Here is a 24,759-nt window from a genome sequence, read left to right as displayed (position 1 = left end):
GCCGGGACCGGCCCCGACGCCTCGGTCAGCCGTGGACGTCGGGGCCGGCACGGGTGATCGTGATCTTCACGATCACCCGTCGGTCCCGCTCCATGGCGGCCCGGTAGTCGTCCCAGTCGGGGTGCTCACCTGAGATGTCGCGGTAGTAGGAGACCAGGGTCTCCATCGCCTCGGGCAGCGAGATGATCTCCGCGGTGCCGTCGATCTGGATCCATTCGCCGAAGAAGGCGTCGGTGGTCACGCAGAGCGAGAGTCTCGGGTCCCTGCGCAGGTTGCGAACCTTGGCCGCGGTCTCCCGGGTGCTGACGATCGGGTTCCCTTCCGCGTCGAGCCCCACGGTGACCGGGGAGAGCTGCGGACGCCCATCCGCATGCGTGGTCAGCATTACCGCGCGGTGGTTGGCACGGATGAATCCGCGCGCCTTCTCATGATCCATGAACTCATCATGGCGCACATGACAGAGCCCGCACCACCAAGGTGGCGCGGGCTTGGCGAAGACGGTCGACTACAGGTGGCGGGTACGGCGGTGCCGCTCGTGCTCGTGCACTATGGCGGCGGCATAGCCGTGGGACAGCCCGTGCTCGTCCGCGAGCCAGGTGGCGCGCTCATCGCAACGAAGGAACGACGGACCGTTGTCGATTGCTCGGAACCACTCGGGGAGTGCGCGTCCCGTGATATCCGGAACCCTTGCGATCAGCTTGTTCTGCGTCTCCATTGAGTGGTTCAACGACATGGGCACCTCCACGGATAGGCTCCTTTGCTCGACAGTGCATCACGAAAGCGCAGATAGCAAGCCCCGAGACACTCTCTCTCGTCGCGGTTCGTCTATCCCCCGTTGCCTTCCGTTCACTCACGCATCCGCTCAGAAAAAAGGAGGCCCCGCCGGATCGGATCCGGCGGGGCCTCCTGGCGTCACGGTCAGTCACTACTTGAGAAGTAGCTCAGCAGGCGCAGGATCTCCAGGTAGATCCAGACCAGGGTGACGGTCAGGCCGAAGGCCATCAGCCACGAGTACTTCTCCGGGGCGCCGGCCCGCACCCCGCGCTCGACCTCGTCGAAGTCGAGAAGCAGGAAGAAGCAGCCGATGAGGATCGTGGCGATGCTGAACACGTAGGCCAGCGGGCCGCCGGCCCGGATGCCGATGCCGTCCTCGATGAAGAAACCGGCGAGCAGGTTGATGAGCATGAGGCCCATCAGTCCCAGCCCGGCGGCCACCACGAACTTGGTGAACTTCGGCGTCACCCGGATGATGCGCAACGAGTAGACCGTCAGCATGGCGCCGAACGCCAGAGCCGTACCCACCACCGCCTGGAAGACGATGCCGCTGTACAGATCATTGTAGACATGGCTGATCACGCCGATGGCGACGCCGTACGCCACCGAGTAGCCGAGGATCAACGCGGGGTTGGTGCTCTGTTTGAACGAGATGATCAGGGCCAGCACCAGGCCGGCGATGACGCCGACGATCGCCGCGCCCATGCCGAGGTTGAGCGCCCAGGCGACCGCCGCCGAGACAACGAGCGTGCCGAGCGTGATGAAGCCACGCACGACCACGTCGTCGATCGTCATCGTCCGCTGTGCGGGCGGCGCGTATGACGGCGTGTTGTACATTCCCTGAAGCTGGTCAGGGGTGGGGGTCGGCATGCCCCATCCCTGCTGATGCCCCTTGGCCTGCCGACTGAATACGGGGTTCTTGCTCTCCATCGCTGCCTCCACGCTGCGACCTACGCGATCAGCGTATTAGATCGGTTGTCACACGGCCGTATCGTGCTGATATCCATGTTGTTCAAGTGACCGTACGGCTACCGCCGATGTTGCCAACGAACGGTTGGCGCGTCTGGTTCCCGGACCTCACATCTCCTTCGCCGATCTCTCGTCGAAAAGGCGCTGCGACGCCTCGACCTCGTCGAGGTTGCGGCGCGCCCACTCGCAGAGGCCGGTCACGGTGACCGAGAGGTCACGGCCGATCCGGGTGAGCACGTATTCCACCCTGGGCGGCGAGGTCGGATAGACGTTGCGCTCGACGATGCCGTCGCGCTCCAGCGCCCGCAGCGTCCGGGTCAGCATGCGCTGGTTGATCCCCTCGATCCGCGCCTTGAGCCGGGAGAACCGCTGGGCCTCGTACCCCAGGGCCGCGATCACCAGCAGGGACCACTTGTCCCCGATGTGATCGATCACCTGCCGGGCGATCCCATTGGCCCGGAGCATCGGCTCCAGGTTCGCCTCGTTCCCCATGGTTACTATTTTATACCAGGGCCCCGTCGAATCCCAAGTAGTAAGAAAAATCGGCCCGCGACCACATTTGCACTGGTCACGGACCGATTGTCGAATGGGCAATGCGGTACCCCCGGAGGGACTCGAACCCTCACTCGAACCCTTTTAAGGGGTTTGCCTCTGCCATTGGGCTACGGGGGCGCCTAATCATACGTAACGGAACACTCATGCGTAACTGCTCAAGCCAACCGTCGCATGACTCACTGCTCCAAATCTACGGACCCGCCCTGGATTCGGGAACCCGGTCAAGAAATAGCACACCGTCGGCAACGACGAATCCGGGGGTGGACACTCCTGTCCACCCCCGGAGAGGTTCAGGTCGTCGCCGCGGCGCGGAACTCCGTACGTGGCTCCTCGATCTCTCCGAGAGAGACGGTCTCGCGCTTGAAGAAGAGCGCCAGGGTCCAGTCGGCCGTCACCCGGACCTTTCGGTTGATCGTGGGCACCCGCGACAGATGATAGGTGCGGTGCATGAACCACGCGGCAAGCCCGCGGAGCTTGATCCCGTAGACGTTGGCGACCCCCTTGTGCAGGCCCAGTCCCGCGACGGAGCCGACGTACCTGTGCCGGTAGTCGACCTGCTCCTTCCCGTGGAGCCTGCGGGTGATGTTGTCCGCGAGGACCTTGGCCTGCCGTACGGCGTGCTGGGCGTTGGGCGCGCAGTACTGGCCCGGGTTGGTCACGTCGGGCACGCCCGCCACGTCTCCGGCCGCGTAGGCGTCCTCGACGCCGACCACGGTCAGCCGGGTGCTCGTCTTGATCCGGCCACGCTCGTCGAGGGGCAGGTCTCCGGCGTTGACGACCGGGCTGGGCTTCACCCCGGCGGTCCACACGATGGTGGCGGATTCGAACTCGTCGCCGTCGGAGAGCTTGACCAGGCCGCCCTCGCAGGAGTCGAGGCGGGTGTTCATCTTGACCTCGATGCCGCGCTCGCGCAGCTGCTCGGCGGTCCACTTGCCCATCTCGGGGCCCACCTCGGGCAGGATGCGGTCGGTGGCCTCCACGAGGACCCAGCGCATGTCCTCGCGGGAGATGTTGCGGTAGTAGCGGGTGGCGTCGACCGCCATGTCCTCCAGCTCCGCGAGCGCCTCGACACCCGCGAAGCCGCCGCCGACCACGACGAACGTCAGCGCCCGCTTGCGCAGGGCCTCGTCGTCGTCGCTCTCGGCCCGGTCGAGGAGTTCGAGCACCCGGTTGCGCAGCGCGATCGCCTCGCCGACGGTCTTGAAACCGATCGCGGCGTCGGCCAGACCCGGAATGGGGAGCGTACGGGAGATCGAGCCCGCGGCCATGACCACGATGTCGTAGTCGATCTCGTGCGCCGTGCCGACGTTGGGCGCGAAGGTGAGGCTCTTGGCGGCGTGGTTGACCTTGGTCACCTTGCCGTTGAGGATCGTCGCCTTCGAGAGCACGCGCCTGAGCGGGACGACCACGTGCCGGGGCGAGAGGTTTCCGGCGGCCGCCTCGGGCAGGAAGGGCTGGTAGGTCATGTGGGACTCGGGGGTGAGAACAGTGATTCGCACGCTTCCTTCGCGCAGTTCCTTGCGGAGCGTGTGCTGCAGGCGCAGCACGGTGTAAAGGCCGACATAGCCTCCACCGATCACCACGATGTGCTTGGAGTTGCGGTCCACTTCGACGCCTTCCTTAAGTCTCGAGGCTTGTGAAAGCTTTCACAAGCATATGTGCGCGGCCCCGGTCGCGCCAGCCACAAGCCTGGCAACCTATCCGAAATTTCTGCCGACGGTTAGAAACATCCCCTCTTCTCGTGAAAATTCCTGCTGATCTTCTGGTTGTGATTGATTTCACAAGTTGCGGAGCGCGTTCGCCCTGGTGAAGAGCTCGTCGAGCATCGGCGCGGTCACCCGGCCGGTGAAGGTGTTCTGCTGGCTGGGGTGGTAGCAGCCGAGAAGGCGTACAGGGCTTCCCCCGGGGGAGGTGATCTCCACTTCGGCGCCGTGCCCGAAGGCCGGCCTCGGCCGGGGCAGGGCGTACCCGGCGTCCTTCAGCGCGGGCCAGATCGCCTGCCAGGCGAAGCCTCCCAGCGCGACGATCACCCGTAGGTCCGCCGAGATCAGGGCGACCTCACGGGCCAGCCAGGGGAAGCAGGTGGCCCGCTCGGTCGGCTCTGGCCGGTTCGCGGGCGGAGCGCACCGGACCGCCGCCACCATCCGCGCGCCGACGAGCCGCTGCCCGTCGCCCGCGTGCAGGCTGGTCTCCTGTACGGCCAGCCCCGTCCGGTACAGCGAGGCGAACAGCCAGTCACCACTGCGGTCGCCGGTGAAGATCCTCCCGGTCCTGTTGCCGCCGTGCGCCGCCGGGGCCAGTCCGACGATCAGGATCTCGGGCCGCTCCGCGCCCCATCCGGCGATGGGCCGGCCCCAGTAGGTCTCCTCGGCGAACGCCCGTCTCTTGACCGTCGCCACCTCCTCGCGCCACTCGACCAGGCGCGGACAGGCCCTGCAGACCGACTGCGCGGCCGTGAGCTCAGCGAGGGTACCGCTCTTCTCCGCGAGCTCGCGCACCTCGGCGGGGTCGTGGGCGACGGGGGTGTCGGGCTGGGCGGGATCACCGGGCCAGCCGGATCCTGGAGGAACACAGGTCATGAGTTTGATGGTGCCCGATGCGGGAGACCGCGGAGCACATCGGGCCGCTCGCCTTCCGCGGGGTGGCCGGGGAGAAAAGGCGACAGGCGGCGCCCGCTGGGTGCGGACGCCGCCTGTTTCACTCCGGACACGTTCCGGCGTCAGTCGCCGGGCATGCTGTCGCGACTGTCAGGCCATCAGGCGGGAAGACTCGCGGCGGGGGTAGGAGTGGGGGTCGGGGTGGGAGGGGGCACGCAGGTGACCTTGCCCACCGCGGTGCCACTCGTCGGGCCACCGTAGATCTCGATCGCGCGCTTGGCCTCACCGGACGCCGAGGCGGTCCAGGTGTCGGTCACGCTCTGGCTCTGCGGACCGTGACCGCCGAAGTAGACACTCTGCCAGTCGCCCGCGACACCGTCGCGGATCCAGCGGTACTTCACGGCGCCACGGAGGTGCGAGACGCTGATCGTGCCGGTGAACGTACGGGCCGCCGGGCAGGTGCCGGCGTAGTCGGCCGGGGCGTAGGCCGAGACCGACACCTTCGGCGACGTGTCCTTGCACCAGATCTTGAAGTAGGCGCGGTTGGACGAGGTCCCGACCGGGCTGAGGATCTCCAGCTCGGCCCAGCCCCTGAAGTCGTCACGGGGCTTGATCACGTGGTAGACCTTGCGCGAGCCGTTGACGTGAACGGCGTCACGGTCGACGACGCGGCCGTTGACGACCCACTGGTAACGCACCCAGCGGGAGTCGGAGGTGGTGATGCGGCCGATCAGGGCAGCCTCGCAGTTGCCCTCGTCGACCCACACCTGCGCACCGACACCGGGCCTGACGACCTCGTAGTCGTCCTCACCGGCGCCACAGGAGACCGAGAAGCGGCCCTTCGCGGAGGTGGCGGCACGCGGAGCCAGGAGCTGGATGGCCTGCCAGCCCTTGACGTCGCCCTTGAAGGTCGCCTTCTCCTTGACGGTGAAGCTCTTGACGCCCTTGCCGCGGAAGGTGAAGGTCTGGACCTTGCCCTTGGACCCGTCTCCGCGCAACCACCGGTAGGCGACGGTGGTCTTGGCCTTGACGGCCTTCACCTTGATCTTCGAGGAGAAGGTCACCTTGACCGGGCACTCACCCTCGTACTTCGAGGGAGACGCCTTGGGAGTGCCCGCCCACACCGCGGGCTTCGGCTTCGGCTTGGCGGCGGCCGAGACCGCCTGACCCGATCCACTGGCCGCCGCTGCGGGCGTGGCCAGCATGCCTACTGCCATGGTTGCCAGCATGGCCGCGCCGGCTCCTGCTGCGGCTAGCTTTCTTGCTAGTCCGGACTTCATGAGGGGATGCTCCGTTCGTTGGGAAGCAAGATTCGCCCTGGAGACGGTTGCCGCCCCGACAACAAGCTGTGCCGGGCCCACGGCAAAGTCCCACTAAAGCTTCTTTACCTAACCATAAACGGGAAGCTTTCCTCAATACTCCCTAAACGGGTGAATTGTCTAGGTCTTGTTATGACGTGGCTGCGGACCACGCGATGCCATCGAGGATGTCGCGCTCGCTGGCGACCACATCACCGAAACCGTAACGGGTCACTATCCGGTCGAGGATGAGCGCGCCCGCCCCGATCACGTCGACCCTGCCGGGGTGCATGACGGGAATCTCCGCCCGCTGCCCGACGGTCATTCCGAGCAATCTGCCGGCAATGTCATGCACCTGACCTGCGGTAATTCGCGAATGATGAATTTTCTGCGAGTCATATTCGGATAGTTCGAGCGCTACTCCGGCGACCGTGGTGACCGAACCGGCAAGCCCGACCAGTGTCAACGCCCGTTCCACCGGCACCTCGGCCGCGACCCGGTCGAGCGCGTCGTCGATGTCGGCGGTCATCGCCTCGATCGCCTCCGCCGACGGCGGGTCACCCGCGCCGCGCAGGTGACGCTCGGTCAGCCGGACACACCCGATGTCGACGGAGAACGCGGCCTCCACATGCGTCGAGCCGAGCACGAACTCGGTCGAGCCGCCGCCGATGTCGACCACGAGATACGGGGGGCGAGTGCCTTCCGGTGCGGGCAGTCCCGTCTCGGGCGAGAAGCGCACCAGCTCGCGGGTGGCTCCGACGAACGACAGCTCCGCCTCCTCGACGCCCGTGATCACCTCGGGCTCGACGCCGAAGATCTCGCGTACGCCGTCCACGAAGTCCTGCCGGTTGGCGGCGTCCCTCGTCGCGCTGGTGGCGACCACGCGGACCGAGGCGGCCGCGTGCCGGTCGATGAGCTCGGCATAGCCGCGCATGGCGGTGAACGTGCGCTCCAGAGCGTCCGCCGCCAGCCTGCCGGTCTCGTCGACCCCCTGCCCCAACCGGACGATCTCCATTCGGCGCTCGACGTCGATCAGCCTGTCCCTGCCGACCTCGGCGATGAGCAGGCGGACGGAGTTGGTACCGCAGTCGATCGCGGCGACGCGGATCACTTGCTCTCCTCTACGTCTTCGACGTCCACACACGGCCCGGCGGCCCACCACTCGCCGAGCGCGTCAAGGGCCTCATGGCCGAAGGGGTTGCTCCCCGGCACCGCGAGCTCGTGCCCGACCAGGGCGTGCAGGCATTTGACCCGGGTGGGCATGCCCCCGGTGCTCTGCATGTCACGGGGCAGCGGCTCCAGGCCGTCCTCGGCGGCCGCGGCGTCACGGCGCGCCAGGTAGTCCTCGTGGGCGGCCCGGTACGCCTCGGCCAGCTCCGGGTCGTCGGCGAGCCTGGCCTGCATCTCCCGCATCATCCCCGAGGTCTCCAGCGTGCCGATGGCCGAGGCGGCCCTGGGGCACGTGAGATAGAACAGGGTCGGGAAGGGCGATCCGTCGGGCAGTCTCGGCGCGGTCTCGACGACGTCGGGCAGCCCGCACGGGCAGCGGTGCGCCACCCCCCGCAGTCCTCGCGGCGCCCGGCCGAGCTGTCGCTCCACCGCCGCCACGTCGCGGTCATCAACCATTCGTGACACCCCCAAGAAGATGACAACCAGGGTATCGGCGTCACCCGGCGGCCTTCGCCGCCTTCTGCCCGGTGCCGCTGTCGGCGGCCTTGACCGAGTCCCACAACGTTTCGTACCACGGTGGTCTGGCGACGGCCTTCCGCTCACCGACCGTGTTCCTGCCCGGCGCGGGCGACTCGCCCATGACGACGTAGCACTTCTGGCCGGGGTCGCAGTAGAAGAGCCGCTCCCTGCCCTGCCGTTTGATGAAACCGGGGTCCAGGAGCTGCTTGTGGCGGTCGTCCAGGGCTTTGATCGCGGCGATCTCCCTGGCCTTGTCCTGCTCCAGCTGGGCGATCTGGCGGCGCTGTGCGACGTACTCCCTGATGGGGTAGGCGAGGCTCATGGCGATCGCGCACACCACGATCGCGAGGACCGCGGCCCGTCCCGTCAACTGCGGCCGTGTCGCCATGCGCCCCTCCTCGTCCCCACGTTCTCGCGGCCCCGTCCGTCGTGCCCCGTCCGTCGTGCTCTGTGTCCACCGTGCCCCGCGCAGCGGCTCCGACACCGGCGATCGCCGATCTTCGCACCTCGGGAACGCCGGACCGCGGCCGGCGTTCCCGAAGTGCGGCCCGCGCTCGGAACGGGTGCGAGCCGCCAGAAGAAACTATCGCCGGAAACGCGGGAAGGCCGCCCGACCCGCGTAACGGGCCGCGTCGTCCAAAAGCTCCTCGATGCGGAGCAACTGGTTGTACTTGGCCACCCGGTCGGAGCGGGCCGGGGCACCGGTCTTGATCTGGCCGCAGTTGGTGGCCACGGCGAGGTCGGCGATCGTGGTGTCCTCGGTCTCGCCGGAGCGGTGGCTCATCATGCAGCGGTAACCGCTGCGGTGGGCCAGGTCCACCGCGTCGAGGGTCTCGGTCAGGGTGCCGATCTGGTTGACCTTGACCAGCAGCGCGTTGGCGGTGCCCTCGGCGATGCCGCGGGCCAGGCGCTCGGGGTTGGTCACGAACAGGTCGTCGCCGACCAGCTGGACCTTGTCGCCGAGGGCACGGGTGATGGCGTTCCAGCCCTCCCAGTCGCTCTCGTCCAGCGGGTCCTCGATGGAGACCAGCGGATAGTTCGCGACCAGGTCCTCGTAGAAGGCGATCAGCTCGGTGGCGGACAGCCCCTTGCCGTCGATGGTGTAGACGCCGCCCGTGTGGAACTCGGAGGCGGCCACGTCGAGGGCCAGCGCGACGTCCTCGCCGGGCACGTACCCGGCCTTCTCGATGGCGACCAGGATCAGGTCGAGCGCGTCACGGTTGGAGGGCAGGTTCGGGGCGAAGCCGCCCTCGTCGCCGAGACCGGTGGCGTAGCCCTTCTCCTTCAGCACCGCCTTGAGGGCGTGGTAGACCTCGGTGCCCATCCGCACGGCCTCGCGGAACGTCTCCGCCCCGATCGGAGCGATCATGAATTCCTGGATGTCGACGTTGGTGTCGGCGTGCGCGCCGCCGTTCAGGATGTTCATCATCGGCACGGGCAGCAGGTGCGCGTTCGGCCCGCCCAGGTAGCGGAAGAGCGGCAGCTCGGCGCTGTCCGCGGCGGCCTTGGCCACGGCGAGCGAGACACCCAGGATCGCGTTGGCGCCCAGACGTGCCTTGTTGGGCGTGGCGTCCAGGTCGATCATGATCTGGTCGATGCTGCGCTGCTCGGTGGCGTCGAACCCGAGGATCTCGTCGGCGATCTCGTCGGTCACGCCGAGGACCGCCTTCTCCACGCCCTTGCCGCCGTAGCGCTCGTCGCCGTCACGGAGCTCGACGGCCTCGAACTGGCCGGTGGACGCACCACTGGGAACCGCGGCGCGCCCCTGGCTGCCGTCGTCCAGGAGGATGTCGACCTCGACCGTCGGGTTACCCCGGGAGTCAAGGATCTCTCGGGCGGTAACGCCCTCGATGGAAGCCACGAAGCGCTCCTAAAGTCGCAGGACAGTTTGCTTCAGAAGCCTATCGAGATCTATATGCCAGTACGGTGACCGGGACACCGCCGAACAATGTTCGCGCAATTTTCATACGAGGCCCCGAAGGCACCCCACCTCCGACACCAGGACCCGCCCAACACTCAGCTCCCACCGGAGACTGAACCGAGAAGACCATCCCAAGGAGCCCCTGAGGACGTACCCCATGCCCTTCCTTGGGGGACTCCCCGTGAGGCCGCGCCGGGGACTGGACTGAGGAGAGCGGGGTCGTGAGGAACGAACGGCCCCGCTCGACGAGGGAAGGAGCCGGACAAGAGCGGCCTCACCGCGACGCGTTAGCGTCGCTGTAGGCAGGTCCGAACCGCGACGCGCAGCGTCGCAATCAACTCGCGTCGCCGATAGCCCGCCGGTAGGCGCGGGCGACGGCGCGCAACTCGGCCTCGGGGTCGAGACCGGCCGCGTGCCCCTGCCGTACGAGCTCGAAGAGCTTCGCTCCCAGGCCGTCGGCGGGCACCCCCTCGGGAAGGCCCGCCGGGGCGCCGGCACGCTCGGCGCGGCGCAGGAGCTGCGCGACGAGGGAGAGCGCGGGCTGGCCCATCGGGACGCCGTCGACCGCCGAACCCGGATCGCCGCCGCTCTTGGCCGCGCGCTCGGCCGCCTTGATGGTCTCCCAGTTGGCACTGACCTCGCCCGCGCCCTCCACCCGGGTGCCGGCGAAGACGTGCGGGTGGCGGCGGATGAGCTTGGCGACGATCCCGTCGGCCACGTCGTCGACATCGAACCCGTCCGGCCGCTCGCGGGCGACCCGCGCGTGAAAGGCCACCTGGAGGAGCAGGTCGCCCAGCTCCTCACGCAGGGCCTCATGGTCGCCCTCCTCGATGGTCTCCAGCACCTCGTAGGCCTCCTCGATGAGGTACGGGGCCAGGGACTCGTGGGTCTGCCGGGCGTCCCACGGGCATTCGACCCGCAGCCGGTCCATCACCGAGACCAGGTCGAGCAGCCGCGCGCCCGGCAGGTCGTACGAGCCGGGGACGACCTCGATCACCGGCGGGTACTCCAGCGCCACGGCGGCGTGGCCGATGGAGCGCATCAGCGCCTCGTCGGCCTCCAGCCACACGACCGTCGCCGCCGCCGCCTCGCGGACCAGCGCGGCGGGGTCGCAGGTGACCACCTCGACGTCGATCCCGGCCTCCGCCAGGTACGGCAGGTGCGGATGGTCAGCGGCCCCGGTGCGGACCGGGCCCTGTCCGAGAACCTGCCAGGCGCGATGGCTGAGCAGCCCCGGGGCGACCCGGGGCGAAGTGGTGACGATGATCAGCGACATGCCCGGAGGTTACTGCTGCGGAGTCTCGGGCTGCTCGGCGGCAGGGGCGGCGGAAGCCCCGGCGGCACCGAAACGGCCGGCGTCGACGAAGACACTCGGCTGCTCCTGGCTCCGCTGCTGGTTGAGCTGGCCGTAACGCGGGTTCCAGGTGATCGGCACGGCCTGCAGGTCCTTGATCGCCTGCTGCTGGCCGCGCTGGATGGCCGCCTCGTCGGTGCCGCCGCCGTACTTGGTGACGAGCTTGCTGATCAGCACCTGCGACCTCATGAACTCGCGTGCATGCGAGGGGGCCACCGCCTGCTGGAGCATCTGCTGCTCGAACTTCTCCTGACCGCCCTGGCCCGCGATCACCTGGTCGATCTCGCCGTCGGTGACCGTGATGCCCTTGCTCTCCGCGACCTTCGTGTACTGCTTGGCATTGGCCAGCTGGAAGAGCACGAGCTGCGAGACGCTGTCCTGGAACTGCAGTTGCGAGGCGGAGACGCCCGCCTTGGCCAGCGCCTCCTCGTACTCGCGGACGTTCCTGTTCAGCTCGCTGGAGCTGATCCGCTCTCCACCCACGACGGCGGCGGCGCCGATCTGGTTCGGAGAGCAGGCGGTCAACGCGACACCGGCGGCGGCGACCGCCAGGATGACGCGCACTCGGGTCGACTTCACATGCGTTCCCTTCACGACAAACGTGCTTACTCTACCCGCGCGGTTTCGAGGAACATCGCCTCGACGAGATCGCCGCACCACTTGAGCAGGTCCAGATCGCGCAGCGGCTGGCCGCCCAGGGGCCTGGTCTTGGGTACGGGCACCAGCAACGTACCGGCCGCCTGCTTCAGCAGTGCCTTCGGGTACAGCCTCTGGAGCCGGACCTGCTGGGAGTCCTTCAGCTCGACCGGCGCGAACTTGATGTTCTGGCCCTGCAGGGTGACGTCGGTGAGCCCGGCGCGGCGGGCGCGAATCCGGAAGCGGGCGACCTCCAGCAGGTTCTCCACCTGCTGGGGCGGCCGTCCGTACCGGTCGACGAGCTCGTCGCGCACCGCGCCGATGTCGGAGTCGGAACCGATCGCGGCGATCCGCTTGTACGCCTCCAGTCGCAGTCGCTCGGAGGTGACGTAGTCGTGCGGGATGTGGGCGTTGATCGGCAACTCGACCTTGACGTCGGGCCGCTCGTCCTCCTGGTATGTGCCGGCCAGCTTGGCCTTCTGCTCCTGCACCGCCTCGGCCATCATCCGCACGTACAGGTCGAAGCCGACACCTGCGATGAAGCCCGACTGCTCGGCGCCCAGGATGTTGCCGGCGCCACGGATCTCCAGGTCCTTCATCGCCACGTACATGCCCGCGCCCATCTCGGTGTGCTGGGAGATGGTGGCCAGGCGCTCGTGGGCGGTCTCGGTGAGCGGCTTCTCCGGCGGGTACAGGAAGTAGGCGTAGCCGCGCTCGCGGCCCCGGCCGACCCGGCCGCGCAGCTGGTGTAGCTGGGAGAGGCCGTAGTTGTCGGCCCGGTCGACGATCAGGGTGTTGGCGTTGGGCACGTCCAGGCCCGACTCGACGATCGTGGTGCAGACGAGCACGTCGAAGTCGCGCTCCCAGAAGCCCACCATGATCTTTTCCAGCTGGTGCTCCTGCATCTGGCCGTGCGCGACGGCGATCCTGGCCTCGGGCACGAGCTCACGCAACATGGCCGCGACCTTGTTGATGCTGGCCACCCGGTTGTGGACGAAGAAGACCTGGCCGTCGCGCATCAGCTCGCGTCGGACCGCGGCACCGATCTGCTTCTCGTCGTACGGGCCGACGAAGGTGAGGATCGGGTGCCGCTCCTCGGGCGGGGTGAGGATCGTGGACATCTCCCTGATGCCGGTGAGCCCCATCTCCAGCGTGCGGGGGATCGGGGTCGCGGACATGGCCAGCACATCGACCTGGGTGCGCATGTGCTTCATGGCCTCCTTGTGCTCGACGCCGAACCGCTGCTCCTCGTCGATGATGATCAGGCCGAGCTGCTTGAACCTGACCTCGGACGAGAACAGCCGGTGCGTGCCGATCACCACGTCGACCGAGCCCTCGCGCAGCCCCTCCAGGGTCGCGGAGACCTCGCCGTCGCTCTGGAACCGCGACATCGGCCTGACGTTGAGCGGGAATCCGGAGAACCGCTCGGCGAAGGTCGACATGTGCTGCTGCACCAGCAGCGTGGTCGGCACCAGGACGGCCACCTGCTTGCCGTCCTGCACCGCCTTGAACGCCGCCCGCACCGCGATCTCGGTCTTGCCGTAGCCCACGTCGCCGCAGATCAGCCGGTCCATCGGGATCGGGCGCTCCATGTCGCGCTTGACCTCGTCGATGGCCTCAAGCTGGTCACCGGTCTCGGCGTAGGGGAAGGCGTCCTCCATCTCGCGCTGCCACGGGCTGTCGGGCGCGAAGGCGTGTCCCGGCGAGGCCATCCGGGCGGAGTACAGGCGGATCAGCTCCCCGGCGATCTCCTTGACCGCCTTCTTGGCCTTGGTCTTGGCCTTGGCCCAGTCGGCACCGCCCATCCGGTTGAGGGTGGGCGACTCGCCACCGACGTAGCGGGTGACCTCGTCGAGCTGGTCGGTCGGCACGTAGAGCCGGTCGCCCCTGGCGTACTCGATCACCAGGTACTCACGGGTGGCGCCCTGTACGGTGCGCTGCACCATCTCGACGTAGCGGCCCACGCCGTGCTGCTCGTGCACGACGTTGTCGCCGACCTTGAGCTGGAGCGGATCGACCATGTTGCGGCGCCGGGACGGCAACCGCCGCATGTCCTTGGTCGAGGCCTTCTGGCCGACCAGGTCGAGGTGGGTCAGCACGGCCAGTGACGGGGTGACGAACCCGTGCTCGATCAGGCCGGTGGTGACGTGGACGACCTTGGAGTCGGGGATCCGCTCAAGGCCCGGCTCCAGGCGCGCGGGCAGGTCGACGCCCTTGAGCAGCTCGACCATGCGCTCGGCGGGGCCGTGGCCCTCGCTCAGCAGGACGACCACCCGCTCGGAGTCGAGCCAGCCCTTGATGTCCGACAGCGCCCGCTGGGTGTCGCCCCGGTACGCCTCCGCCTCGCGCGCCCTCAGCACCAGCCCGCCGTCCGGCCCGCCGCCCTGGGCACCGTCACCCTCGCCTTCGACACCGAACGGCGCGAGCGACCACCAGGGCTGGCCGAGCCGCCGCACGTGGTCGCGGATCTCCTCCAGGGTGCGGAAGGCCGCCCCGCCCAGGTCGATCGGCGCCTCGCCGCCGGAGGCCGCGTTGATCCAGGACGCCTCCAGGAACTCCTGGCTGGTCCGCACCAGCTCGTCCGCGCGCCCGCGAATGCGCTCCGGGTCGCACACGAAGATCGCCGCTCGTTCCCCCAGGTGGTCGACGAGCAGGTCCATCTCCCCGGCGAGCACCGGCGCGAACGCCTCCATGCCCTCCATCGGCACGCCCTCGGCCAGCTGCTCCAGGATCTCGGCCAGCGAGGGGTGCGTCTCGGCGAGTTCCCTCGCCCTCTCCCTGACCTCGGCGGTCAGCAGCAGCTCCCGGCAGGGGGCGGCGAACAGCCCGTCCTCGGCCACCTCCAGCGAGCGCTGGTCGGCGACCTTGAACCAGCGGATCTCCTCGACGGTGTCGCCCCAGAACTCCAGCCGGAGCGGGTGCTCCTGGGTCGGCGGGAAGACGTCGAGCAGCCCGCCCCTGACCGCGACCTCCCCGCGCTTCTCCACCATGTCGACCCGGTGATAGCCGTTCTCCACCAGGCTGTGGACGACGCCGTCGAGGTCGGCGTCGTCCCCGGCGCGCAGCCGCACCGGCCGCAGGTCGCCCAGGCCGCGCACGATCGGCTGGAGCAGCGCCCTGATCGGTGCGACCACCACGTGCAGCGGACCGGCCGAGAGGTCGCCCTCGACCGGGTGGGCCAGCCTGCGCAGCACCGCCAGGCGCTGGCCCACGGTGTCGCTGCGCGGCGACAGGCGCTCGTGCGGGAGCGTCTCCCAGGCGGGGAAGACCGCGACGGTGCTCTCGTCCAGGAGGCTGGTGAGGGCCGAGGCGAGATCCTCGGCCTCGCGGCCGGTCGCGGTCACCGCGAGGACGGTCCTGGCCGCCCTCTCCGCGCCCTCCCTGGCCAGCGCGGCCACCGCGAAGGGGCGGAGCGCCGGCGGCGCGACCAGCGACACGTCGGACGAGTCGCCCTCGCGCACATCCCGAAGAAGGGAAGCCAGCTCAGGCTCCCCGGCGACAAGGTCCAGAAGTCCGGAAAGACTCATCAGATTCGCCCACAGCCCCACGACGGCAACACGACAGCCCCGAGCCGTACGGACACGGGGGGTACCTGGTCAAGGCTACCGAATTGCGGGCCGGTGCTCCGGCCTTCGGGCGCCCGGGACCGCCCGCACCCCATAAGACCGCGCCGGCGACTGGCCCGAGGAGTGAAGGAGCGAAGCAGATGAGCGACGAGGGAGGGAGCCGGATTCCAGCGGCCGAACCGCAACGTGCCCGCGTCGCCAACGACCCGTGAGGCCGCGCCGGAGACCGGACCAGGAGAAGGGACGCACCGTTCTCCCACCTCAAGAATCACCCCGAGGACGTGCCTCATGCTCCTGTCCTTGGGGGACTACCCGTGAGGCCGCGCCGGCGACTGGACTGAGGAGAGCGGGGCCGTGAGGCCGCGCCAGCGACTGGACTGAGGAGAGGGAGGTCGCGAGGTACGAGCGGCCTTCCTCGACGAGGGAAGGAGCCGGGTAAGAGCGGCCGAACCGCGACGCGTTAGCGTCGCCGGCAACTCGCGAGGAACGAGCGGCCTCCCTCGACGAGGGAAGGAGCCGGACAAGAGCGGCCGAACCGCGACGCGTCAGCGTCGCCATGTAGATGAATCGTGCCGGGTTGACTACTCTCGGTTACATGTCAGAGGTGAGATCGGTCGTCGATCGAGACGACCTGTTGAGTCAGCGGGTCAGGGAACAGTGGACCAGCCAGCTCGGTCGGCGGCTCGATGTCCTGATCGCCGGGTGCGGATGGCCGGAACCGCTCGACCTGGGGCAGGCGGAGGCCAGGGTCATCGGGATCGACGAGGACCTGCCCGCGTTGCGTAAGAGCACGTCCGCCCGCAAGGACCTGGACTCGTGGGCGCTGGGCGACCTGCGCTCCGTTCCGGTGCCGCCGCGGGCGTTCGACGTCGTCTACGTGCCGTTCCTGCTTGAGCGGATCGAACACTCCGAGCTGGTGCTCGACCGGCTGCTCACCGGTCTGCGCCCCGGCGGGCTGCTGCTGGTCAGAATGCGCGATCGTGCCTCGGCGTACGGAGCCTGCGACCGGCTGGCGCCGTCGAGGCTGCGGCGGATGCTGTGGCGCAGGTTCGTCCCCTCGGGAACGGTGGGCCCGCTGCCCGCCGTCTACGAGCAGATCGCCTCGCGCGAGGGGATGCACTCCTTCTGCCTGGTGCGCGGGCTGATGGTGACCGAGGACATCTCCGCCAGCAGCGGGCCCGCGCTCAACGGACCTCTCGGTAAGCTTGCCCGCGCCGCCTGCTCGGTGGTGGAGGTCCTCTCCAGGGGACGCCGGCCCGCGTCTCACGACGAGATAACCATGGTGATCCGCAATCCCCAGAGCCATTTCGCCCGGCTGATCTGAGATCCGCCGGAGCGGTGGAGCCGGGGTCGCCGGACGGGGCGCCCATCCTGAGCAGGCGGGACCGGAAAGTCCGACGATCAGGATTGTGGAGCGGGAGCAGATGACGGCGCCTTTCGAGTGGACCCCCGACGCCCGTGAGCTGGCCGACCTCGAACTGCTGCTCTCCGGCGCCCTCAGCCCGCTGACCGGCTTTCTGAGCTCGGCCGACGCGCACTCCGTGGACGAGCACGGCACGCTCGCCGACGGCACGCCGTGGCCCGCGCCGGTCACCCTCACGCTGCCCGACGACCACCCCGCCGCCCCCGGCGACCGGATCACCCTGCGCGACCCCGAGGGCGCGGCGCTGGCCGTGCTGACCGTCACCGGGCGCGAGGACGGCTTCGTCGCCGGTCCCGTGGAGGCTCTGGACGCCCCCGAGCACGGGCCGTTCGCCCGGCTCCGCCACACTCCGGCGCGGGTCCGCGAGGAGGTGGGCGAGCAGGAGGCGGTCCTGGCCGTCACCATGCGCGGGCCGTTGGGCGATCTCGACGAGATCGTGGCGACCGCGCAGGAGCTGAAGGCGTCGATCCTGCTTCTCCCGCTGGCGTACGGCGAGGGTGGTCCCGCGGTGGTCCGCGCCGCGCTCAAGGCCCGTGACGCGCTGCCGGAGGGCACGCTCGTGGCGGTGGTGCCGCTGGCGCCCAGGGAGCCCGCCATCGACCTGGAGCTGCGCGAGCGCGTGGCCGAGGCCTACGGCGCGACCGAGCACCTGGCGGGCCCGGAACCCGTGACGATTCCCGGGCCCCCGCACCGACGGGGGCTGGTGATCTTCTTCACCGGCCTGTCGGGCTCCGGCAAGTCGACCGTCGCCCGAGGGCTGCGCGACGCGCTGCTTGAGCGTGGCAGCCGCACGGTGACCTACCTCGACGGCGACGTGGTGCGCCACCTGCTGTCGGCGGGGCTGACCTTCTCCAAGGAGGACCGCGACCTCAACATCCGCCGCATCGGCTTCGTCGCCGCCGAGGCCGCCAGGCACGGCGGCCTGGCGATCTGCGCCCCCATAGCGCCCTACGCCGCCACCCGCGAGGAGGTGCGCGCGATGGTCGAGGCCGTCGGCGCCGACTTCCTGCTGGTCCACGTCTCCACCCCGCTGGCGGAGTGCGAGCGCCGCGACCGCAAGGGGCTCTACGCCAAGGCCCGCGCGGGGCTCATTCCCGGGTTCACCGGCGTCTCCGACCCGTACGAGGAGCCGGACGACGCCGACCTGGAGATCGACACCACGGGCATCAGTGTGGACCGGGCCGTGCACCAGGTGCTCGACCCGCTGATCCAGGGCGGCTGGATCCGCTGACGGATCCCGGTCCCGTGACCCGCGTCGACGTCAGGATCGGCCCGCGGGGACGGCGGCGTCGAGGTACGGGTCGCGGGCGAGTTCGGCGAAACTCCGCCGGCCGCCGGGGGTGGTGTCGAAGCGGGTGTCGCCCCGGGGGGCGCGTGGCGAGTCGAAGTAGACCAGGGCTTTGATCCGCGGGTAGTCGCGGATCTCCTCGCGTACCGAGGCGAAGAACCACTCCTTGAACCCGGGCCGGTCGTGGCGCTCGAAGACGCCCCACTCGGCGAGCATGACGGGCTTTCCCGGGAAGCGCCCACTCATCCAGCGGTAGAACCCGGGCCACCGGGGGAAGTCGGGCCGGGTCTTGTTGACCAGCCCGTCGAAGCTGTGCACCCGGTGGTCGACGTAGGGGTCCATCCCCACCCAGTCGACCACGTCGTCACCGGGGTAGAGCTTCTCGAACCAGGGCTCCGACGCCCAGTTGGGCGCCCCCATGTAGGTCATCACGGTGACGGCGTTGGTCACACCCCCGTGCCGCAGGCGCCGCACCACGTGCCGGAACATCGCCGCGTAGTCGGCCGCGGACATACCCGCGCCGCGGGCCTCCCGTACGTCGTTCTCCGGCTCGTGGTGGACCGTGAGGAAGAACTTCTCCGGGAAGGTCCGCACGATGTGGGCGGCCAGCCGGTCGATCCGCTCGTCCAGCGCGCCGTGCGCGATCTGCTCCCAGGTGTGCTCCAGGGAGGGCTTCCAGTTGATCAGCAGGAGCCTGCGGCCGTCCGGATCGCGGGCGATGGCACGCTCCGCGGAGGTCGGGAAGAGCTCGTCCCCCCGGTGGTAGACGTGCATGATGTCGGCCGGGCGGCCCATGCGCCGCTCGGCTCTGGCCAGCGCCCGCTCGGGAGGCCTCCCGGTGAAGATCTCCGGTGCGACGCCCCACCAGGCTCCGCAGGAGGGGACGAGCCTGCCGGTGACCTCGCAGGCGGCCCGTGGGCGCTCGCCCGCCGGATCCGGTACGCGCGCGGACGTCCGAGGCTCCCGGGACGCACCGGGACTCTCCGCCCCCGGTGTGCCCGGCGTACTCGGCGCCTGCCGGGCACCCGCGGCATCGGAGGTCTTCGAGGCGCTGGAGGTCCGGCCGAGCCCGCTCAGCCCCGCCATGCCCAGTCCGAGAGTGCCCAGTCCCAGCACCAGGATGACAGCCGAACCGGCAATTCTTACCATACGTGGAATTATGTCCATAGTGGCATTTTTCCGATGCACCGGTTCCTCACAGCCGTCGCGCGCACGCATTCTTCGACCATCACCGGAAACACCTTCCCACCGCCTGGACGTGCCTCGCCCCCGACTTTACCGGCCCGTGCCGGAGCCCCGGAGCAGCCGGTGGGAAATGTCGGATAAATAGCTGTTATCTCATCGTGATTAGCGGGATCGACGCGAAGAAAATCTTGTGTATTGGTTCGGGGAAATGGGCGGCCGACCTATAGTTCCTAGGGTTCCCAGCGTCTGTTCGCCGGAGAGGCACTCGCGAGACATGAGCCCGTCACCGGACGCCCCCGGCCGCCGCGCAGGCGGAGACCTGGCGGACTACGCGTCGTTCCTCCGCCGCCGATGGCTGATCATCTGCTCCCTGCTCCTCACCGGAGCCGGTGCCGGCGCAGTCCTGCTACGGCTCGTCCCGCCCTCCTACACCGCCTCCGCTCAGGTCCTGGTGACCGCCACCGGTTCGCCGGAACAGACCAACCAGGTCACCAACCGCCAGCGCGAACCGCTCAACCTCGACACCGAGGCCCAGGTCGCCCGGTCCGCGGTGGTCGCGGCGAAGGCCCACGAGCTGTCCGGCGCTCCCGGCTGTCCCGCCGTGGTCTCCGTGCCGCCCAACACCTCGGTCCTGGAGATCTCCTGCACCGCCGCCGACCCGAAGGCGGCCGCCTCGGGCGCGAGCGCCTACGCCCTCGCCTACCTGGCCCAGCGCCGGGAGTCGTCCACCCAGATGCTCACGGCCCAGCTCAAGGCCGTGCTGGTCAAGCTGAGGCAGGTCAACGCGGGCCTCGCCAAGGTCGCCACCACGCTCCCCCTGCTGAGCAGGGGCACCACGGAGCGAGCCCTCGCCCTCCAGCGGCAGGACATCCTCGGCCGCCAGGCCCAAACCCTCACCGCCAGGTACGACGCCCTCAAGACCATCGCCGTCACCCCCGGATCGGTGATCAGCAAGGCGGTGGCGCCCACCGCCCCCAGCGCCCCCCGCCCGCCCCTCTACCTGGGCAGCGGCCTCATGGCGGGACTGCTCTGCGGGGTCGGAGTCGCCTGGCTCCGTGACCGCCTCGACACCACCCTGCGGACCACCGCCGACGTCAGGCGTCTGACCGGTCTCGACGCCCTCGGCGGCGAGGAGATCCGCGGCCTGGCGGGTGCGGTGCTCGTGATCGCCGTGCCCGGCACCTCCTCACGCGAGGTGCGGGACGCCGTACGGACCCTGAACGACCGCGGAGTCCGAGTGATCGGCGCCTTCGTCGGCCGCGGTGACGCCCCACCGCCCGATCTCCCGTCCGGCCCCGCGCGGACCCCGCACATCTCGTCCGCGGCACAGCCCGGCGCGGCCCGCCCCAGGAGAACCGAACGGCCCCTCGCGGGCCTGGCGGGCGGTGACCGGGCCGCACCGGACTCGCCGGGCACCGGAGTCGCACCCGGAACATCCGGGAACCTCCCATCCGGACGGCAGGCCACGGCCGGGCGGAGGGGACATCGGCTGTGAGGAGGCTGCGTCCGGCCGCCTGGCCGATCGCCGCGCTCCTGGTGGGATATCCAGTCTGGTGGGCGCTCGGTTTCGGCGGCCTGTCGGTGGTCGTGACGGCCCCGGCGATGGCCCTGATCCTGCTGCGGAGGCGGCCGATCAGGGCGCCGCGCGGATTCGGGCTCTGGCTGCTGCTCCTGGCGGGCTACCTGATCAGCGCGCTGATGCTCGGCGAGATGCCGCCGGGCACCTACGGCGAGTTCGGCGCCGGGCGGCTCGCCGGCTACCTGATACGCCTCTGCCTCTACCTGTCACTGACGATCATGGTGCTCTACCTCGGCAACCTGACGGAGGAGGAGCTGCCCCAGCTCACCCTGGTGCGCATGCTCGGCGCGCTGTTCGTCACGACCGTGGCGGGCGGCCTGCTGGGCGTGTTCGCCCCGCGCGCCGAGTTCACCTCACCGGTCGAGCTGATCCTCCCCGGCTGGATCAGCGGCAACCCCTTCGTCCACAACCTGATCCATCCCACCGCCGCCCAGGTGCAGAAGGTCCTCGGCCACGCCTCCCCCCGCCCGGAGGCGCCTTTCGAGTGGGCCAACGCCTGGGGCGGCAACATCTCGGTGCTGCTCGTCTGGTTCGTGATCGGCTGGTGGGTGTACGGCGGCCCGCGCAGGCGCCTGGCCATGATCCCGCTGACCGCGCTGGCCGCGATCCCCGTCGTCTACTCGCTCAACCGCGGCCTGTGGATCGGGCTCGGCGTCGCCGCCGCGTACGTCCTGGTGCGCCTGAACGCGCGGGCCCGCATCGCGGCCTGCTCGGCTCTGGTCGCGGGGGCACTGGTGTTCGCCCTCAGCCCGCTGCAGACGATGGTGGCCCAGCGGCTGGACAGCCCGCACAGCAACGACATCCGCGCCTTCACCGTGTCGGCGACCGTCGCCGCCGCGGGCACCTCACCGCTCATCGGCTACGGCAACACCAGGAACGCCACGGGCAACCACCGGACGATCACCACCGGCAGGAGCGGCTGGTGTCCCACCTGCGGCCACCCACCGCTGGGGAGCGACGGCCAGCTCTGGTACCTGATGATCACGCAGGGCTTCACCGGGGCCGTGCTCTACGTGGCGTTCTTCGCCGGGGCCGTCCGCCGCCACTGGCGCGACCGGAGCCCGATCGGCATGGCGGGGGTTCTCGTGATGATCCTCACCCTGCTCTACATGTTCGTCTACGACGGGCTGTTCACACCACTCAGCCTGTACCTGATCTCCTTCGCGCTGCTCTGGAGGAACTCGGTCAACGACCCCCTCCTGAGGGAGGGGGCTTGAGGCGCGGTGATGCGCTTCGAAGCCCCGCGTTGACCAGCCCTGGCCGTCATGAACTGGAGGTGTGATCCAGATGGCTACGTTGAACACAAGATCGCAGACCGACCTTGGGGTGCTTCCTCAGCTCCAAGCTCTCGAATCCGTGGGAGCAGACACGCCCGAGGGTGGGCACGAAACGGCTCACGGACACCGCCTGGCGGCGGTATCTGGTGTTCAACCTGGGCGAGGGGAGACCGGTCCGGCCGCACCGCCGCACCGGCGTCACCCCGAGGACGCTTCGGCATCCGAGGGAGCGAACCGTGAGGTTCATCCGGCCGTGTTCGTCCTGGACGCCCACGGCCACCCGCTCGACCCCTGCCATCCCGCCCGTGCCCGTCGCCTACTGGCGGCCGGGCGGGCGGTGGTTCACCGTCACACCCCGTTCGTCATCCGTCTTAAGGACCGGTCGGTGGCCGACTCCGTCGTGACAGGCGTGCAGGTCGGTATCGACCCCGGTTCCAAGCACACCGGCCTGGCGGTGTTCACCGACCACAACGGGAGCCGGAACGGGAGGTATGCGATCCAGCTCGACCACCGAGGCGCGCTGATCCGCGACAGGCTCGCCTCGCGGGCCGCACTGCGCCGGGGCCGCCGTTCCCGGAACCTGCGCCACCGCGCGCCCCGGTTCCTCAACCGCACCAAACCGAAAGGGTGGCTCGCGCCGTCGCTGCGACACCGCGTCGAGACCACCATGTCGTGGGTGGCGCGGCTGACCCGGTGGGCGCCCGTCACCACCGTCCACGTGGAGAAGGTCTCCTTCGACACCCACGCCCTCTCGGCGGGCAAGCCGTTGGAAGGGGTGGAATACCAGCAGGGCACCCTCGCCGGGTACGAGGTCCGCGAATACCTGCTGGCCAAATGGGGCCGGGCATGCGCCTACTGCGGCGCGAGCGGCGTACCACTCAACCTCGACCACATCCACCCGCGTTCCCGGGGCGGCTCCGACCGGATCAGCAACCTCACCCTGGCCTGCATCGGCTGTAACCAGACCAAGAACGCCACCCCTGTGCAGGAGTTCCTCAAGGACAGGCCCGCCCTCCTGACGAGGGTCCTTCGGCAGGCGAAGGCTCCGCTGCGCGACGCCGCCGCCGTCAATGCCACCCGCTGGGCACTGTGGCAGGCACTGAAGGCCATCGGCCTGCCCGTTCACACCGCCTCCGGCGGGCGCACCAAATGGAACCGCTCCCGCACCGGCGCCGCCAAGTCCCACACCTTGGACGCGCTACACGTCGGCGACCTCGACACCGTGACCACTTGGCCGTCCACCGTGCTCGTGGCCAAGGCGACCGGGCGTGGCACTTACGCCCGCACCCGCCCCGACCGCTACGGCTTCCCCCGGCTACGACTGCCCCGGACCAAGCACGTCAAGGGGTTCGCCACCGGCGACCTGGTCCGCGCCACCGTCCCGACCGGCAAGAACACCGGAGTCCACACCGGACGGGTCGCGGTCCGCACCACCGGCAGCTTCAACATCACCACCCGGCACGGCACCGTGCAGGGAATCCACCACCGCCACGTCCGCCTGCTCCAACGAGCCGACGGCTACGGCTACACCACCCACCCGGAAACACGGCACCGCGCCGCGTTTCCTCCCCCGCCTGAAGGCGGGGGTCTCCACGCTGAAGGTATTCGATGAACGACGCGCGCGCCCGCCTGCGCTACCTCGACGAGACCATCGACCTGCTGTTCCCCGGTCCCGGCGCCCCGAGGCCCTACACCCTGCTCCCCCACCGGCTGCTCCCCCGCAGGCTGGTCCCCCGCGCCTGGTGGCATCCCGGCGGGAGGCTCATCGTGCCGTCCGGGCAGGACGGCATCGAGAACCACCTGAGCGAGGTGTTCGACACCCCCGTCCGCGTCACGCTGCGCGTGCGCCCCGCACTGCGCGCCAACCGCAAGCCGATCCTGGAGGCGCGCGGCCCCGACGGGCCGATCGCCTTCGTGAAGGTCGGCGACACCGACCTGACCAGGGAGCTCGTCGCGCACGAGGCGCGGACGCTCGACCTGCTCGCCGGCGTGCCGCTGAAGACGGTCGTCCCACCCGCCGTGCTGCACCACGGATCCTGGCGCGGCCTGTCCGTACTGGCGCTGACCCCGCTCCCGGTACGGCGGGGACGGATCCCCTGCGGCGTCCTCACCGACGCGATCGCCGAGATCGCCCGCGTCCCCGCGGAGCCGGTCCCGGACCGCGCGCCTTCCAAAGACCCCGGCTGCCCGGACCCGGACCCGGCGGGGCGTGCCCTCGGAGACCGCGCTCGGGCCACCGGGACGGAGCCTCGCACCGGACGAGAGTTCGCCTGGCACGGTGACCTGACGCCCTGGAACATCTCTCGGGGCCCCGACGGGCGGCTGCTGGTCTGGGACTGGGAGCGGTTCGGCACCGGGGTACCGCTCGGCTTCGACGCCGTCCACCACTTCTTCCAGCGGGCCCTGCGCCGCGACGCCCCGGCCACCGCCGCCAGAGCCTGTGTGGCGCGGGCCCTGCGGATCCTGGCCCCGTTCGGGCTGTCGGCTGCCGAATCCCGGCTGACCGCCATCCGCTACCTGATCGCGCTCGCCGACCGGCACGCGGCCGACGGCCACGCGCCCCTCGGGCCGCCGGAACTCTGGCTCAACCCCGTCGTCGACTCCCAGGAGGCTCTGCTGTGAAACCCGCACCGAAACGCTCGCTCCAC

Annotated in this window: 21 protein-coding genes and 1 tRNA gene; 6 read left to right on the top strand and 16 right to left on the bottom strand. The window is 69.6% G+C overall.

The window, feature by feature from the left end; translation table 11 throughout:
- Positions 1-25: 25 nt before the first annotated feature.
- The 15 genes from ACFQVD_RS37865 to mfd form a co-directional block, all read right to left on the bottom strand.
- The gene (locus tag ACFQVD_RS37865; RefSeq protein WP_343977818.1) at positions 26-436 is read right to left on the bottom strand and encodes a PPOX class F420-dependent oxidoreductase; all 411 of its coding nucleotides are present in this window, start codon (positions 434-436) and stop codon (positions 26-28) included.
- A 69-nt stretch (positions 437-505) separates the two neighbouring features.
- A complete protein-coding gene (locus ACFQVD_RS37860) occupies positions 506-733 on the bottom strand; it encodes a DUF4287 domain-containing protein (RefSeq protein WP_030910989.1) in 228 nt (75 codons plus the stop codon).
- A 185-nt stretch (positions 734-918) separates the two neighbouring features.
- The gene (locus tag ACFQVD_RS37855) at positions 919-1,704 is read right to left on the bottom strand and encodes a Bax inhibitor-1/YccA family protein (RefSeq protein WP_343977821.1); all 786 of its coding nucleotides are present in this window, start codon (positions 1,702-1,704) and stop codon (positions 919-921) included.
- A 147-nt stretch (positions 1,705-1,851) separates the two neighbouring features.
- Positions 1,852-2,235, bottom strand: a complete 384-nt coding sequence (locus tag ACFQVD_RS37850) for a winged helix-turn-helix transcriptional regulator (RefSeq protein WP_343977824.1) — start codon at positions 2,233-2,235, stop codon at positions 1,852-1,854.
- A gap of 107 nt (positions 2,236-2,342) precedes the next feature.
- A tRNA-Leu gene (locus tag ACFQVD_RS37845) sits at positions 2,343-2,415 on the bottom strand.
- 173 nt (positions 2,416-2,588) lie between these two features.
- The gene (locus tag ACFQVD_RS37840) at positions 2,589-3,905 is read right to left on the bottom strand and encodes an NAD(P)/FAD-dependent oxidoreductase (protein ID WP_343977827.1); all 1,317 of its coding nucleotides are present in this window, start codon (positions 3,903-3,905) and stop codon (positions 2,589-2,591) included.
- 171 nt (positions 3,906-4,076) lie between these two features.
- Entirely contained in the window at positions 4,077-4,877 is an 801-nt protein-coding gene (locus ACFQVD_RS37835; RefSeq protein WP_343977830.1) for a uracil-DNA glycosylase, read from the bottom strand.
- Between the two features lie 176 nt (positions 4,878-5,053).
- Positions 5,054-6,112 (bottom strand): hypothetical protein, encoded by a 1,059-nt coding sequence (locus ACFQVD_RS37830; RefSeq protein ID WP_343977834.1) that lies wholly within the window; start codon positions 6,110-6,112, stop codon positions 5,054-5,056.
- 232 nt (positions 6,113-6,344) lie between these two features.
- Positions 6,345-7,304, bottom strand: coding sequence for a Ppx/GppA phosphatase family protein (locus ACFQVD_RS37825; RefSeq protein WP_343977837.1), 960 nt, complete (start codon positions 7,302-7,304; stop codon positions 6,345-6,347).
- Complete coding sequence (locus ACFQVD_RS37820) at positions 7,301-7,819, bottom strand: DUF501 domain-containing protein (RefSeq protein WP_343977840.1); 519 nt, start codon at positions 7,817-7,819, stop codon at positions 7,301-7,303. The genes ACFQVD_RS37825 and ACFQVD_RS37820 overlap by 4 nt, the downstream gene beginning before the upstream one ends.
- A gap of 40 nt (positions 7,820-7,859) precedes the next feature.
- Complete coding sequence (locus tag ACFQVD_RS37815; RefSeq protein WP_343977843.1) at positions 7,860-8,270, bottom strand: septum formation initiator family protein; 411 nt, start codon at positions 8,268-8,270, stop codon at positions 7,860-7,862.
- Positions 8,271-8,465: 195 nt separating this feature from the next.
- The gene (gene eno / locus ACFQVD_RS37810; RefSeq protein ID WP_343977846.1) at positions 8,466-9,743 is read right to left on the bottom strand and encodes a phosphopyruvate hydratase; all 1,278 of its coding nucleotides are present in this window, start codon (positions 9,741-9,743) and stop codon (positions 8,466-8,468) included.
- 394 nt (positions 9,744-10,137) lie between these two features.
- Complete coding sequence (locus ACFQVD_RS37805) at positions 10,138-11,079, bottom strand: MazG family protein (protein WP_343977850.1); 942 nt, start codon at positions 11,077-11,079, stop codon at positions 10,138-10,140.
- A 9-nt stretch (positions 11,080-11,088) separates the two neighbouring features.
- Complete coding sequence (locus tag ACFQVD_RS37800) at positions 11,089-11,736, bottom strand: SurA N-terminal domain-containing protein (protein ID WP_343977853.1); 648 nt, start codon at positions 11,734-11,736, stop codon at positions 11,089-11,091.
- A gap of 26 nt (positions 11,737-11,762) precedes the next feature.
- The gene (gene mfd / locus ACFQVD_RS37795) at positions 11,763-15,320 is read right to left on the bottom strand and encodes a transcription-repair coupling factor (protein ID WP_343977856.1); all 3,558 of its coding nucleotides are present in this window, start codon (positions 15,318-15,320) and stop codon (positions 11,763-11,765) included.
- 634 nt (positions 15,321-15,954) lie between these two features.
- Here mfd and ACFQVD_RS37790 point away from each other — a divergent pair.
- A complete protein-coding gene (locus ACFQVD_RS37790; RefSeq protein WP_343977859.1) occupies positions 15,955-16,683 on the top strand; it encodes a class I SAM-dependent methyltransferase in 729 nt (242 codons plus the stop codon).
- A gap of 100 nt (positions 16,684-16,783) precedes the next feature.
- On the top strand, positions 16,784-18,013 hold the full coding sequence (gene cysC / locus ACFQVD_RS37785) for an adenylyl-sulfate kinase (RefSeq protein WP_343977862.1): 1,230 nt from the start codon (positions 16,784-16,786) through the stop codon (positions 18,011-18,013).
- A 30-nt stretch (positions 18,014-18,043) separates the two neighbouring features.
- On the opposite strand, the gene ACFQVD_RS37780 is transcribed toward cysC, so the two are convergent.
- Positions 18,044-19,219: a glycoside hydrolase family 26 protein gene (locus ACFQVD_RS37780; RefSeq protein ID WP_343977865.1), complete on the bottom strand. Its 1,176-nt coding sequence runs from the start codon at positions 19,217-19,219 to the stop codon at positions 18,044-18,046.
- A gap of 310 nt (positions 19,220-19,529) precedes the next feature.
- Here ACFQVD_RS37780 and ACFQVD_RS37775 point away from each other — a divergent pair, with 310 nt between their 5' ends.
- The 4 genes from ACFQVD_RS37775 (at position 19,530) to ACFQVD_RS37760 (ending at position 24,733) form a co-directional block, all read left to right on the top strand.
- Positions 19,530-20,750 carry a YveK family protein gene (locus ACFQVD_RS37775; RefSeq protein ID WP_343977868.1) on the top strand — a complete coding sequence of 407 codons (1,221 nt, stop codon included), beginning with the start codon at positions 19,530-19,532 and terminating at the stop codon, positions 20,748-20,750.
- A complete protein-coding gene (locus ACFQVD_RS37770; protein WP_343977871.1) occupies positions 20,747-22,051 on the top strand; it encodes an O-antigen ligase family protein in 1,305 nt (434 codons plus the stop codon). The genes ACFQVD_RS37775 and ACFQVD_RS37770 overlap by 4 nt, the downstream gene beginning before the upstream one ends.
- A gap of 313 nt (positions 22,052-22,364) precedes the next feature.
- The gene (gene iscB / locus ACFQVD_RS37765; protein ID WP_343977874.1) at positions 22,365-23,723 is read left to right on the top strand and encodes an RNA-guided endonuclease IscB; all 1,359 of its coding nucleotides are present in this window, start codon (positions 22,365-22,367) and stop codon (positions 23,721-23,723) included.
- Entirely contained in the window at positions 23,720-24,733 is a 1,014-nt protein-coding gene (locus ACFQVD_RS37760) for a hypothetical protein (protein WP_343977877.1), read from the top strand. The genes iscB and ACFQVD_RS37760 overlap by 4 nt, the downstream gene beginning before the upstream one ends.
- Positions 24,734-24,759 lie beyond the last annotated feature (26 nt).

Origin of the sequence: Streptosporangium amethystogenes subsp. fukuiense, from assembly GCF_042665875.1 — a bacterium.
Classification (GTDB): Bacteria; Actinomycetota; Actinomycetes; order Streptosporangiales; family Streptosporangiaceae; genus Streptosporangium; species Streptosporangium fukuiense.
The sequence above is the reverse complement of the archived record's forward strand: the minus strand, read 5'-3'. Positions and strand labels throughout refer to the sequence as shown.